At 63.1% G+C, this 13,612-nt stretch carries 13 protein-coding genes; 9 read left to right on the top strand and 4 right to left on the bottom strand.

Annotated features, from left to right (window positions below):
- Nucleotides 1-278: 278 nt before the first annotated feature.
- Together B5527_RS12635 and B5527_RS12630 are read left to right on the top strand one after the other, a co-directional pair.
- Nucleotides 279-1,928: a glycosyltransferase family 39 protein gene (locus tag B5527_RS12635; RefSeq protein WP_079601588.1), complete on the top strand. Its 1,650-nt coding sequence runs from the start codon at nt 279-281 to the stop codon at nt 1,926-1,928.
- A gap of 109 nt (nt 1,929-2,037) precedes the next feature.
- Nucleotides 2,038-2,817: a class II aldolase/adducin family protein gene (locus B5527_RS12630; RefSeq protein ID WP_079601587.1), complete on the top strand. Its 780-nt coding sequence runs from the start codon at nt 2,038-2,040 to the stop codon at nt 2,815-2,817.
- Nucleotides 2,818-2,973: 156 nt separating this feature from the next.
- Here B5527_RS12630 and B5527_RS12625 read toward each other — a convergent pair whose 3' ends face one another.
- The 4 genes from B5527_RS12625 to B5527_RS12610 form a co-directional block, all read right to left on the bottom strand.
- Nucleotides 2,974-3,510, bottom strand: coding sequence for an REP-associated tyrosine transposase (locus B5527_RS12625; protein ID WP_079601586.1), 537 nt, complete (start codon nt 3,508-3,510; stop codon nt 2,974-2,976).
- A gap of 90 nt (nt 3,511-3,600) precedes the next feature.
- Complete coding sequence (locus tag B5527_RS12620; RefSeq protein ID WP_079601585.1) at nt 3,601-5,013, bottom strand: M20/M25/M40 family metallo-hydrolase; 1,413 nt, start codon at nt 5,011-5,013, stop codon at nt 3,601-3,603.
- A gap of 17 nt (nt 5,014-5,030) precedes the next feature.
- Nucleotides 5,031-6,353: a glycosyltransferase family 87 protein gene (locus B5527_RS12615; RefSeq protein WP_245332593.1), complete on the bottom strand. Its 1,323-nt coding sequence runs from the start codon at nt 6,351-6,353 to the stop codon at nt 5,031-5,033.
- A gap of 80 nt (nt 6,354-6,433) precedes the next feature.
- The gene (locus B5527_RS12610) at nt 6,434-7,996 is read right to left on the bottom strand and encodes a helicase HerA-like domain-containing protein (protein WP_079601584.1); all 1,563 of its coding nucleotides are present in this window, start codon (nt 7,994-7,996) and stop codon (nt 6,434-6,436) included.
- 348 nt (nt 7,997-8,344) lie between these two features.
- Between B5527_RS12610 and B5527_RS12605 the strand changes: the two genes are divergently transcribed.
- The 7 genes from B5527_RS12605 (at nt 8,345) to B5527_RS12575 (ending at nt 13,515) form a co-directional block, all read left to right on the top strand.
- Nucleotides 8,345-8,710: a hypothetical protein gene (locus B5527_RS12605; protein WP_079607242.1), complete on the top strand. Its 366-nt coding sequence runs from the start codon at nt 8,345-8,347 to the stop codon at nt 8,708-8,710.
- 24 nt (nt 8,711-8,734) lie between these two features.
- Nucleotides 8,735-9,142: a DUF4332 domain-containing protein gene (locus B5527_RS12600; protein WP_079601583.1), complete on the top strand. Its 408-nt coding sequence runs from the start codon at nt 8,735-8,737 to the stop codon at nt 9,140-9,142.
- 84 nt (nt 9,143-9,226) lie between these two features.
- Nucleotides 9,227-10,084: a dihydropteroate synthase gene (gene folP, locus B5527_RS12595; RefSeq protein ID WP_079601582.1), complete on the top strand. Its 858-nt coding sequence runs from the start codon at nt 9,227-9,229 to the stop codon at nt 10,082-10,084.
- Nucleotides 10,081-10,461 carry a dihydroneopterin aldolase gene (folB, locus tag B5527_RS12590; RefSeq protein ID WP_079601581.1) on the top strand — a complete coding sequence of 127 codons (381 nt, stop codon included), beginning with the start codon at nt 10,081-10,083 and terminating at the stop codon, nt 10,459-10,461. Before folP ends, folB begins: the two co-directional genes overlap by 4 nt.
- Complete coding sequence (folK, locus tag B5527_RS12585; RefSeq protein WP_079601580.1) at nt 10,454-10,945, top strand: 2-amino-4-hydroxy-6-hydroxymethyldihydropteridine diphosphokinase; 492 nt, start codon at nt 10,454-10,456, stop codon at nt 10,943-10,945. The genes folB and folK overlap by 8 nt, the downstream gene beginning before the upstream one ends.
- A 102-nt stretch (nt 10,946-11,047) precedes the next feature.
- Nucleotides 11,048-13,054, top strand: coding sequence for a methylmalonyl-CoA mutase subunit beta (locus B5527_RS12580; RefSeq protein ID WP_079601579.1), 2,007 nt, complete (start codon nt 11,048-11,050; stop codon nt 13,052-13,054).
- The gene (locus B5527_RS12575; RefSeq protein ID WP_079601578.1) at nt 13,051-13,515 is read left to right on the top strand and encodes a GFA family protein; all 465 of its coding nucleotides are present in this window, start codon (nt 13,051-13,053) and stop codon (nt 13,513-13,515) included. Before B5527_RS12580 ends, B5527_RS12575 begins: the two co-directional genes overlap by 4 nt.
- Nucleotides 13,516-13,612: the final 97 nt, after the last annotated feature.

Here is a 13,612-nt window from a genome sequence, read left to right as displayed (position 1 = left end):
GAAATGCGCGCAAGCCCCCTACGCCACGATACCGTCATATTGTGTACATCGCCAACGGACATTTGCGGGGACAGTTCCCGCGGCAGAACGACCCTGAACTTGTCCGGCACCGCCGAGCACCACCTTGCCTGGCAATCCGGCGATTGTTGCGCCGCATCAAGAAATTACGCCACAATTCGGAATTACTTGGTAAGGGAACTGCGCTATAGGGATGGCCGGGGAATGAGGCCCAAAAAGCGCCGAAGCTGGGCCAAAGGGACGCCGGGTTACCAATAGCCATGTCATCCATCACGACTTCGGCGATCGACACGCCCGCGCGGCGCTCGGTGGAACGGACCTGCGACGACCTCGCCTTGTTGGCGCTGGCCGTGGTCGCTTTGGTCGCAAGCCTTACATTTCGCGATTATGGACTGGGCTGGGACGACTATACCCACGCCGAATATGCCGATCTGCTGCTGCGGATGTACGGTTCCGGGTTCAAGGATACCGGCGCGCTGTCCTTCGCCAATCTCTACATGTACGGCGGCGGCTTCGACATGGCGGCCGCGTTGCTGCACAAGGTCATCCCTCTCGAACTGTTTGAAACCCGCAGGCTGGTCGGCGCCATCGTCGGCGTGATCGGGCTTGCGGTGACGTGGCGGCTTGGCCGACGCGTCGGCGGTCCGCTTGCCGGGCTCGCGGCATTGCTGCTGCTGGCGCTGTGCCCGACCTTCTACGGGCACATGTTCATGAATCCGAAGGATGCGCCGTTCGCCGTGGCGATGGTGATCCTGATGCTGGGCCTGGTCCGGCTGGCCGAGGAATATCCGCAGCCTTCGCCGCGGACCATCCTGATCGTCGGTCTTGGCGCCGGCCTGTCGATCGGTTCGCGCATTCTCGGCGGGCTGGCGCTGGTCTACGCGATCGCCGGCTTCGTACCACTGTTCCTCGAGGAATTTCACAGCCATGGCGCGCGCGAAGCCGCTCAACGCTTCGCCCATGTCCTCTACGTGCTGCTGCCCGGCCTGGTCCTCGGCTACCTCGTGATGGGATTGATCTGGCCCTGGTCGATCATGGAACCCGGCAATCCGTTCCACGCCCTGACCTACTTCTCGCACTTCTTCGAGAAGCCATGGAAGGAAATGTTCGATGGCGCGCTGGTGTCGGTGCCGGACATGCCCTGGTCGTATCTGCCGACGCTGTTTGCGCTGCAGCTTCCCGAGGTGCTGCTTGGCCTTTTGATGGCCGGCGTCGTCGGCACACTGGTGGTGCTGCCGCGCGGCGACGTATCGGCCCGCCGCAAGACCATCCTGTTGATGCTGACGTCGGCGGCAACGCTGCCGCTGCTGATTGCGATGGTGAAGCGCCCGGCGCTCTACAACGGCATCAGACATTTCATTTTCGTGATCCCGCCGATGACGGTGCTCGCGGGCAACGCCTTCGCGTGGGGAATGAACTGGCTCAAGGACAATCGCCGCAGCTGGCAGCCGGCCGCCGTGGCCATTTTCTCGTTCGGCCTGCTGCTGCCGCTTGGCGAGATGATCCGGCTGCATCCCTACCAGTACACCCACTTCAATCGTATCGCGGGCACGGTACGCGCCGTCGACGATCTGTACATGCTGGATTACTGGGGCCTGGCCTTCAAGCAGGCCTCCGATGCCCTGCGCGAGGAGCTCACCGAGCGGCAGGAAGTTCCGCCGCGCGGACGCAAATGGAAGGTCGCGGTGTGCGGTCCGCAGCGTCCGGCCCAGGTCGCGCTCGGCCCCGACTTCACGATCGGCTGGGACAGTCATGCCGCCGACTTCGCCATGACGCTCGGCGAGTTCTACTGCAAGGGCCTGACCGCGCCGGTGATGGTCGAAATCAAGCGCGACGACGTGGTGTTCGCGCGGGTCTACGATATCCGCGGGCGCAGCATTTCCAGCCTGCTGGCCATTCCGGCGCCGTAGGCCTTCGCTTAACCAGCATGACAGCCACCCCAGCGCTGCGCCTTGTTGCGACGCATGTGCGGGGGTAGTCTTGCCGCGAAAACCAGCCGTTCAACGGGAGAAACCGGTCATGTCGCCAGCCGAAGCTCGCCTGAAGGAAGCGCCGTCGGGAATGACGGATGCCGAATGGAATCAGCGCGTCAATCTCGCCGCGTGCTACCGCCTGATCGCGCATTATGGCTGGGACGATCTGGTCGACACCCACATCTCCGCGCGGGTGCCGGGACCGGACCATCATTTCCTGATCAACCCCTACGGCCTGATGTTCGACGAAATCACCGCATCCAGCCTGGTCAAGGTCGATCTCGACGGCAACCAGCTGACCAAGAGCGCCTACAGCATCAACCCGGCCGGCTTCACCATCCACTCGGCGATCCACGAGGCGCGCGAGGACGCCGGCTGCGTGCTCCATCTGCACACACCCGACGGCACCGCGGTGGCAAGCTGCCAGGAAGGCTTGCTGCCGCTGAACCAGACCGCGCAGCTCGTCACCTTCGATCTCGCCTATCACGACTATGAAGGGATTGCGCTCGACCACGACGAACGCCCGCGCCTGCAAAAGGACCTCGGCAGCAAGAACCACATGCTGCTGCGCAATCACGGCACGCTGACGGTCGGCCGCTCCGTCGCGTCCGCGTTCGAGCGCATGTTTCATCTCGAGCGCGCCTGCACCATGCAGGTACGCACACGCATGCTCGGGCCCGTGGCCTATCCCGTCGACCAGGCCGTGGTGGACAAGAACACCACCCTGCTCGCGAACCCGGACCGGCAGGAGCTACGCTCCACGACGCTGGTGTGGCCGGCGCTGCTGCGCAAGGTCGACCGCCTCGATCCCGGCTACAAGAATTGAAATTTTGGGATTTTGGTGTAGAGTCGCCTCAACGACCTCTGCACTTTCCGATCCAAACGCCGCCCAATTCCGGGCGGCGTTTTTATTTTTTAGCCGTATCCGTAGGATGGGTAGAGCGTAGCGAAACCCATCGCCCTGCCTCGCCTCACTGCGCGCTCAGTGTCGTTCGCCAAAATCTCCGCTCCGATCCGCGACATCGCCTCCCCAATCTTCGGGATAGACCCCGCGCTCCACCAGACGATGAAATGACGAATACGGCCAATCCCGCACCCGCATCACCAACCCATGTTTGACCGGATTGATGTGGACGTAATCGACATGGCGCGCGAAATCGTCCTCATCGCGAATGGTATGCTCCCAATAACGCCGCTGCCAAATACCACGCTCGCCTCTGGCGGCGCGGCTCTTTGAAATCGTTTCGCCGGTTGCAAGGCTGCGCGAGAACGTCGATTTGATCAGCCGCCAGCGCGTAGCAAAGTCCCTGTCGCCTTCCGGAAGCGTCCACACCGCGTGGAGATGATCGGGTAGCACAACCACCGCGTCGGTCGTAAACGGATGATGTTGGCGCGTTTCGCGAAACGCCTTGCGCAGCTCATCGATATGGTCTGTCAACAGCCGCAGGCGCCGCTCGGCCAGATTGACGGTGAAGAAGAAACTGCCTCCTGCGAGGAAGTTGCGGCGGTAGTTGGTCATTCGCTCGCTCGATTGTTGGCCATGTACCGACACTGTGACGCGATGGGTTTCGCTGCGCTCTACCCATCCTACATATCTATGCGGTCCCGTTCAGCGCGGCGCGTCGGCCAGTGCGGCGAGGATCCGCGCCCACGAGCGGATGCCCTTGTGAAAACTCTTCAGGTCGTATTTTTCGTTCGGCGAATGGATGTTGTCGTCGTCGAGCCCAAAACCCACCAGCACGCTGTCGAGACCCAGGGTGCGCTTGAAATCCGCGACGATCGGGATCGACGCCCCGGAGCCCATCAGGACCGTTTCCTTGCCCCACTCCTCGGTCAACGCGCGCTTGGCGGCGGCGAGCGGCTTCATGTTCCAGTCGAGCGCGATCGCGGGCGCGCTGGAATGGTCGCCGAACTCGGCCTTGCAGTCTTTGGGCAGCCGCGCCGTGACGTAGTCGCGAAAGGCTTTTCGGATCTTGCCGGGCTCCTGCCCTTCCACCAGCCGGAAGGAAACCTTGGCGGAGGCCTCCGCCGGGATCACCGTCTTTGAGCCCTCGCCGGTGTAGCCCCCGATGATGCCGTTGATGTCGCAGGTCGGGCGCGAGGAGATCTGCTCGATCAGCAGGCGGCCTTTCTCGCCGGCGGGCACCGAAAGTCCGATCGGCTTGAGGAACGACTCCGCCGTCAGGTTGAGTTTCGACCATTGGGCGAGAATATCGGGCGGCAGATCCTTCACGCCGTCGTAAAAGCCGGGGATCGTGATGTGGCCGTCGTCGTCGAAGATGCCGCCGAGAATCCGGGTCAGCACCCGGATCGGATTTTGCGCGCCACCGCCGAAGATGCCGGAATGCAGATCGCGATTGGCCGCCTTGATCCGCACCTCCTCGTAAACCAGTCCGCGCAGCGACGTGGTAATCGCCGGGGTATTCGGGTCCCACATGCCGGTGTCGCACACCAGTGCGAAGTCGGCCTTGAGGTCAGCCTTGTTGGCTTCAAGAAACGGAACGAAATTCTTCGAGCCGATTTCTTCCTCGCCCTCGATGACGATGGTGACGTCGAGCGGCAGCGAACCGGTCACGGACTTCCAGGCCCGGCAGGCTTCGAGGAAGGTCATCAACTGGCCCTTGTCGTCTTCCGCGCCGCGCGCGACGATGATTTTTCGCCCGTCGGCATGCGTGGTCACGGCCGGCTCGAAGGGCGGACGATGCCAAAGATTGAGCGGATCGACCGGCTGCACATCGTAGTGACCGTAGAACAGGACATGCGGCCGCCCCGGGGTTTTACCGTTGCCGCTGGCTTTGGCGACGATGGCGGGATGACCCGCTGTCGGCCGCACCTCGGTCGCAAAACCGAGCGTGGCGATGTCGCCGGCAAGGTGATCGGCGGCCTTCTTGCAATCTGCCGCAAAAGCCGGGTCGGCGGAGATCGATTTGATCCGCAGCAGGGCAAACAGCCGCTCGAGGCTGTTGTCGAAATCGGCATCGATGCGGTCGAGGACCGGCTGAAGTTGCGGCGCGCTGGACATTTTCGATTTTCCCTTGGCTAGCTGCGGGGGTTGATCCGCAGATCTGGTTTTAGCTCGCCGGCCGTCGCAGGCAAGGAGCAGACTGCGCCTTCCGGAGGCGGATGCAGGATGTGCCAGACCAGGTCGCCGGCGATGATCGCCGTGGCAGCAAGATTGTTCCCGTAGGCCTGCAGGTCATTCGGGAAAACCGGAAATGACAGGCACATCAGCAGTCCCGCGATCGCCAGCGCCGTCCAGCTACCGATCTGCGCGGCAGGACGTGGATCATAGACCGCCCGGTGGACCAGGATGGTGATCGGAAAGAACAGCCACATGAAATAATACTGCCGGGCCAGCGGCGACGCCACCGTCATCAGGCAGAACAGGATGCCGAGTTCTTCCGCATTCGAGCGGGGTGTCGTCCGCGAGCGCGCCGGCATGATCGCGATGAAGCCAAGCCCGATCGCCAGCGAGATCGCGAGCACGACCCAATTGGCGGTCCTGAAATCGAGATCGAGCAGATTCATGTACGCCGGCGGCTTGGCCGGATTGTCCTGGTTGTAATTGACCGGGCGCGTCAGCCGGTGGGTCACGGCGATGATGGATTGATTGACCCAGGACCAGTTCTGCTCGCCACGCTGTCCGAACCCCTGCTCCGAACTCGATCCAACCATTCCCTGATACCAGGTCTTCAATTCGGAAACGTTGTGCCGGAAACCGCGTACCGGCGCCGGAACCACGAACAGAAAAATTCCCAGAAAGACAATCATGCCGGCAAGCGCCGCCCACTGCCTTCGCCACGCCAGATAGGGCAACACCGCCACCGGAAAGACCTTGAGTGCCGTGGCCAGCGCAAACATGCTTCCGCCCATCCACGGCCGGTCGTGCTGCAGCAGCCAGAACCCGTACAGCATCATCGCCAGCAGCACGAGGTTGGGTTGCCCGAGATCGAACATGTCGAACACGAACGACACCGTGACGAAGCCCGGCAGCGCGAACAGCCACGGGCCGGGCATCTTGCCGGACCCGGTCATCGCGTTCGAGAATTGAGCCGTTATCCACCACGCCACCGCGTTGAAAGCCGACAGGCAAAGATACAGCGGTATCTTGCCGAAATAGCTGGGTATCGCGAGCAGCACCGCCGACAGCGGCGGGTAAATGAAATTGAAATAGGCCTTGGCATCGCTGGGATAGAGATCGCCGCCCTGCAGGATCTGCTGTCCGGCCCAGAACCACAGCGGATAGTCCTTGGTCTTTCCGCTCCCCCAAATCTCGGGAACGAGCACATCGGCCGTCAGCGCGATACAGCAGATCAGAAACAGAATATCGATTGGCGCTCGCCACGATGGGTATCTCAGCACACGAAACTTTCCGAAAATCAGAGGGAGATCACGACGCGGCAGATGACCGCAACGCTCCTGGATTCCAACGCACCAAGACTTTATCGTCGCAGCAAGCCGCCGAGCGCGCCGCGCACGATGGCGCGACCGACCGAGCCGCCGATCGAGCCGCCCACCGACTTGCCGAGATCGGCGGCCACCCCGCCGACCACCTTGTTGGTGACCGAACGTGTGACGCTTCGCGCGATCACCTGACCGGTCGACATCCTGCCGCGCGACACGTTGGTGCCGAAAATCGTCCCGACGATCGCGCCGATTTGCCCGAGAATACCGCCGCCGCCGCCCGCGGTCGCCGCGGTCCCGGCCACGCGCTTCTGCAGCACCTCGTAGGCGGATTCGGAATCGATCGTGGTGTCGTATTTGCCCTTTACCGGGCTCTTGTCCATGATCGCCTTGCGTTCCTCTGCAGTGATCGGACCTATCCGCGCCGTTGGCGGCCTTATCATGACGCGCTCGACCATCGCCGGCGTGCCGTTGCCTTCCAGAAACGACACCAGCGCTTCGCCCTTGCCTAATTCCATGATGATCTGGGCAGTGTCGAGCTTCGGATTGGGCCGGAACGTCTGCGCCGCCGCCGCGACCGCCTTCTGGTCACGCGGCGTGAAGGCCCGCAGCGCGTGCTGCACGCGGTTGCCCAATTGGGCGAGCACCTTGTCCGGCACATCGACCGGGTTTTGCGTCACGAAATAAACCCCGACGCCCTTCGAGCGTATCAGCCGCACCACCTGTTCGATCTTGTCCAGCAGCGCCTTCGGCGCATCGTTGAACAGTAAATGCGCTTCGTCGAAGAAGAACACGAGCTTGGGTTTCAGCGGATCGCCGACCTCCGGCAACTCTTCGAACAGCTCCGACAGCATCCACAGCAGGAAGGTCGCGTACAGCCGGGGGCTCTGCATGAGTTTGTCCGCCACCAGGATGTTGACCATGCCCCGGCCAGCGCTGTCGGTGCGCATGAAATCCTTCAGCGCCAGCGCCGGCTCGCCGAAAAACCTGGCGCCACCCTGATTTTCCAGCACCAGGAGCTGACGCTGGATGGTTCCGATGGTCTGTTTCGAAACGTTTCCATATTCCGTGGTCAGCTCGGCGGCGTGTTCTGCAATGAAAGACAGGATTGCCCGCAGATCCTTCATGTCCAGCAGCAGCAGCCCCTGCTCGTCGGCCACCTTGAACGCGATGTTCAGCACGCCTTCGCCGACGTCGTTCAGATCCATCATGCGCGAGAGCAGCAGCGGACCCATTTCCGAGACGGTGGCGCGCACCGGATGACCCTGCTCGCCGAACACGTCCCAGAACACGGTCGAAAACTGGTCGGGTTGAAAGCGGAGGCCCATATCGCTGGCCCGTTTGACGATAAAATCCTTGGCCTCACCGACCTCGGAGATACCCGATAGGTCTCCCTTGATATCGGCCGCGAACACCGGAACGCCCGCACGCGCAAATCCCTCGGCCATCACCTGCAGCGAGACGGTCTTTCCGGTTCCGGTCGCGCCGGTGACGAGGCCATGGCGATTTGCAAGCCCAAGCGTCAGCCAGGCAGGCACTTCACCCTTTCCGATGAAAATTTTCTCGTCGGTATCGGCCAAATTGTTATCGGGAGCAGCCATAGCACCGCCTCTTCGCACGCACCGGGGGCTTCAGCCACCGCGCGGCAGCATCATATGGCATCTTGCAAGCCGATTGAACCCGGTCAACGGCCTCCGGAGGATCGAAAGACCGGCGTCGAACGAGATCGACCGGGTCATTATGTTCCCCGCCGAAGTTGGAACGAATGCCCTGTAGCGACCATTTGCTTGCAAATTCCGCGTCCGCTCTTGCAACGCGGCAACACTCGCGACGCGATCGAAGATGAATCGCACTTTCAAACGCGGTCATCGCTTGTAATTCGGATCGCAGAAGATCAAGATAAATTCACGAGCAATGAACCGGTACGCAACCGGTTGAGGCGGGGCAATATGGACGAACTGATTGGGACGCTGGCGGTCAAAGCCGGCATCGAGAATGCTGTAGCCGAAAAAACCATCGGCATCATCCTGGGCTTTCTTCGCAAAGAGGGCCCCTCCGACAAAGTTCAGGCATTGATCGACAAAATTCCCGGCGCGGAAGCGGCGATCGCGGCGTCCAGCAATGGCGGGGGTCTCGGTAAATTGATGGGCGGCGGCCTGATGGCGCTCGGCACCAAACTGATGGGTCTCGGTCTGGGCATGGGCGAGATTCAGAACGTTGCCCGTGAACTTTTCAAGTTCGGCCGCGACAAAATCGGAGCGGATCAAATGGGCGAGATCATTGCAGGGACGCCGGGCCTCCGTCAGTTCGCTTAAAGCACCTTTTTCATATTGAGTATCATGACATATCCAATTTCCGATATTGACGGCTTGACCGCCTACTCCGCATCGAAACTGAAATCGCTGGGTATTCGCACCACGGATCGGTTGCTTGAGGCCGCCCGCACCGTCAAGGGGCGTAAAGAGCTCGCGGCGAAGACCGGCATCAGCGAGCAGCAACTGCTCGAATGGGCCAATGTTTCGGACTACATGCGGATTCCCGGCATGGGCAAGGCAAAGGTCGGTTTGGTGCGCGCCGCCGGCGTCACCACGGTTCGCGAGCTTGCGCTTCGCAATCCGGCCCGGCTGGCGCAGAACATGAAGGAAGTGAATACCAAGCGCAAACTCGTCCGCGTCCTGCCTTCGGAAAAGTCGGTCGAGCAACTGATCGCGCAGGCCCGCAAGCTGCAGCCCAAGATCACCTATTAGACCGCTCGGAAGCCGCTCGACCGGCACACCGGCCGCCGCGCCCCGCATCTTGACTCCCATGCACGGACCGCGCAAAGCGACGGCATGATCGCGACCACGTCCAGACCCGCCCCACTGGCCACCCCGGCAGATCATCCGGTATTGCCCGCACTTTTGTCCCGGTCGTATCCGGCCGTGATGGGCGTCCTGAACGTTACGCCGGACTCATTTTCCGATGGCGGGCGGTTTGTCGCGCCGGAGCGCGCGCTGGCCCAGGCTCGCCGCATGATCGCCGAAGGCGCCGACATCATCGACATCGGCGCGGAATCGACCCGGCCCTATGGCGCGCAGCCGATCTCGGCCGACGAAGAGCTGAGCCGGTTGCAGCCGATCCTGGCCGAGGTCGTTTCGCTCGGCGCTCCCGTGTCGATCGACAGCATGAAATCGGCGGTCGTGGCATGGGCGCTCGATGCGGGTGCAGTGATCGCCAACGACGTCTGGGGCCTGCAGCGCGACCCCGACATGGCCACGCTGTTGGCGGCGCGGCATTCGCCTGTCATCATCATGCACAATCGCTGCAACGTCGATGCCGACATCGACATCATGAAGGATATCGCCGCCTTCTTTGCGCGTTCGCTCGAGATCGCGGACAAGGCGGGCGTTTCACGTGGAAATATCGTGCTCGATCCCGGCATTGGCTTTGGCAAGACCCCCGAGCAGAGCCTGACGGCGCTGGCCCGGCTGGATGAACTCGGCGCCTTCGGGCTGCCGCTGCTGGTCGGCGCTTCGCGCAAGCGCTTTATCAGTTCGATCGTGCCGTCGGAGCCGGATCAGCGTCTGGGCGGTTCGATCGCGGCGCATCTGGCGGCGGCAAAAGGCGGCGCGCGGATCATCCGGACCCACGATGTGTCGGAAACCGTACAGGCGCTGCGCGTGGCGGCGGCGATTTGGGACAAGCGATGACCGATACCATCTTCATCACCGGCGTCGTTATCCATGCCCGCCATGGCGTCATGGAACATGAAACCGAGGTCGGGCAGCGCTTCGTGATCGACCTCGAACTGTCGGTCGATCTGTCGGAATCCTCGCGCACCGATCGCCTCGCCGATACCGTGTCCTATTCCAATGTGGTCGCGACGGCAACGGCGGCCTTCAATGATGCCAATTACAAATTGCTGGAACGGGCGGCCGGCGCTGTTGCTGACGCCATCCTCGCGGCGTTTCCTCGCACCAGCGCGATCAAGGTCACCGTTCACAAGCCGCACGCCCCGATCGCCGCGATTTTCGACGATGTCGGCGTGATCCTGACTCGCACACGCCAAGCGCCAACTCATGGCTGACGTCCTGATCGCGCTGGGCGGCAATGTCGGCGACGTCCGCGCGACATTTCAAAAGGCGATCCCCAATATCTGCGGCATGATGCAGGCGGCGCTGCTGGCGCGGTCGTCGGATTACGCCACGCCGCCGTGGGGCGATGAACAGCAAGCCCGCTTTATCAACGCCTGCATCGAAATCGAAACCAGCCTCGATCCGCACGCACTGCTGTTTACGCTGCACAAGATCGAAGCCAGGTTCGGCCGCGACCGCGCCAGTGAACGGCGCTGGGGTCCGCGCACCCTCGATCTCGATCTGATCGCCTATGACGACGTTTCGATTCAAAAGCCGGAACTGACGCTGCCGCACCCTCGCCTGTTCGAGCGTGCCTTCGTGCTGGTGCCGCTCGCGGAAATCGCGCCCGATCGTCTCATTGCGGGACGCAGCATTACCGCCGCGCTGGCGCAACTGCCAACTGCGGGAATCGAGCGGTTGCCCGACCTGGGCTGACCGAAGAACCGCCCTCCCGCGCCCAAAACAACTGTTTGGCTTGGCCACCGGTACGTGGCAATTTCGGAGCATCAAAAACGGCTCTTGGGAGCATCCTGCGCAATGACATCTGCAACCGACGACCTGCGGTTATCGGCTGATTTCGCGCCGGCGACCTATGACGACTGGCGCAAGCTGGTCGACGGCGTGCTGAAGGGCGCGCCGTTCGAAAAGCTGGTCGGCAAGACCTATGATGCCCTGAAGATCGAGCCGATCTATCCGCGGGCGCGCGATGCCGCCCCGATCGCAGGAAGGCCTGCCGCCGCGCCGTGGCAGATCGTGCAGCGGATCGATCATCCCGACGCGGCGCAGGCGAATGCGCAGGCGCTGCATGACCTGGAGAACGGCGCCACCGGGCTGGAATTTGAATTTGCCGGCGGGCCGGGCGCGCGGGGTTTCGGGGTCGCCGACGCGGCCCCGGAAACGCTGGCTTGGCTGTTTGACGGCGTGTTTTTGGATGCCGGAATCTCGATCGTGCTCAATCCGGTGCTGGGACGCCAGAATGCCGGCACGAATCTCGCCGATCTCATCGAGGCCCGCGGCATCGACCCGGCGAAGGTCGATATCCGCTTCAACTATCAGGCGCTCAGCACCATGGCCGTGCGGGGCGCGGCGCCGGCACCGTGGCCCAACATGGAGAGACCGTTCGCGAAGGTGGTCGGCGACCTCATGGGGCGCGGCTTCAAGGGTCCGTTCGTGCTAGCGGACGGCCGCCCGGTTCATGACGCCGGTGGATCGGAAGCGCAGGAACTTGCGTTCGCGCTGGCGCTCGCGGTCGCCTATCTGCGCATGCTGGAAGCCGGCGGTATCGCGCTCGACGTTGCCCGCACCGCGCTGTCGTTTCGCCTCAGCGCCGACGCCGATCAATTCCTCACCATGGCGAAATTCCGCGCGCTGCGACTATTGTGGGCGCGCATCGAACAGGCTTGCGGCCTTGTGCCCAAACCCGTCTTCATCGCCGCTGAGACCGCCTGGCGGATGCTGACGCAGCGCGACGCTTACGTGAACATGCTGCGCGCGACCATCGCGACATTCTCCGCAGGCCTCGGCGGCGCCAACGCCGTCACCGTGCTGCCGCATACGCTGGCGCTGGGATTGCCCGATCCGTTCGCGCGGCGCGTGGCCCGCAACACGCAACTGGTGCTGCTGGAGGAATCCAATCTCGCCAAGGTGTCCGATCCGGCCGCCGGCTCCGGCGGCATCGAAGCCCTGACGCAGGCGCTGTGCGAAGCCGCGTGGTCGCTGTTTCAGGAAATCGAAAACGCCGGCGGCGTATTCCCTGCCCTTGAGCAGGGCCTGATCCAGCGCAAGGTCGCGGCAACGCGGGCGGTGCGCGAAGCCAACATCGCCAGGCGCAAGGAAGTTCTGACCGGTGCCACCGAATTTCCCAATCTGCATGAAGCGCACGTCGCGGTGCTCGACGCGAAACCGGCGGCGCTCGCGCCCTCAGGCGAGGCCGCGATCAAATTCGACGCGCTGTTGCCGATGCGGCTGGCAGCGCCGTTCGAGCGCCTGCGCGACCGCTCCGATCAAATTCTGAAGGAGAAGGGCGCGCGGCCAAAGGTGTTTCTCGCCAATCTCGGAACGCCCGCCGACTTCACCGCGCGGGCTACGTTTGCGAAGAGCTTCTTCGAGACCGGCGGCATCGAGGCTGTGGAGTTCCTGCCGTCCCTTTCTTCACCTCTCCCCTCCGGGGAGAGGTCGACCCCGCAGGGGTCGGGTGAGGGGGCACTTGCGCTTGCTTTGGACCGTAACCCCTCACCCGCTCCCGCGCCTTCGGCGCAGGAGCGACCTCTCCCTTCGGGAGAGGTGAAGGATCTCACCGCCGCCTTCAAGGCTTCCGGCGCTGATCTGGTCTGCCTGTGCTCGTCCGACAAAGTCTACGCCGGGCAGGCAGCGGCGGCCGCCGGGGCCCTTCAAGCCGCCGGAGCAAAGCATATCTATCTGGCAGGGCGGCCCGGCGAGCAGGAAGCCGCGCTCCGTGCCGCCGGCGTTCACGATTTCGTCTTTGCCGGCGGCGACGCGCTGGCGGCGTTGCAGGAAGCCTGGCGGCTGATGGAGCAGACATGACCGCGGCGACCAAACCTGTGCTGACCGGCGGGTGCCAATGCGGCGCCATCCGCTTTGCGGTGTCGGCGGTCCCGGTGAAGGTCAGCATCTGTCATTGCCGGATGTGCCAGAAGGCCTCCGGCGCGCCGTTCGCATCGTGGGCCGACATCGACCGCGGCGATTTCGCTTGGACGCGCGGCAAGCCGGCCGCGTTCCGCTCCTCCTCGATCGCCGAGCGCGACTTCTGCAGGGATTGCGGCACACCGCTCAGCTTTCGCCGCATCGACGGGCCCCGAATCGAGATCATGACCGGGGCCTTCGACCGCCCGGACCGGGTGGTGCCGATGCAACAATTCGGGACCGAATCCCGGCTCGGCTGGGTGGTGTCGATCGCCAACATGCCGAGCCAGACCACGCTGCAGAACTACGGTCCGGACAAGCTTGGCGGCATCGTCAGCCACCAGCATCCGGACCATGATTGATGGCGGCCAACAGAATTGGCTATGATATGCTCGCCATCAAACCCGTCATGCCTGGGCTTGTCCCGGGCATCCACGTCTTTCTCTCGTTCAAAAGGCA

Origin of the sequence: Bradyrhizobium erythrophlei, assembly GCF_900129425.1 — a bacterium.
In the GTDB taxonomy this organism is placed as follows: domain Bacteria; phylum Pseudomonadota; class Alphaproteobacteria; order Rhizobiales; family Xanthobacteraceae; genus Bradyrhizobium; species Bradyrhizobium erythrophlei_C.
This window is presented reverse-complemented; position numbering and strand designations above follow the sequence as displayed.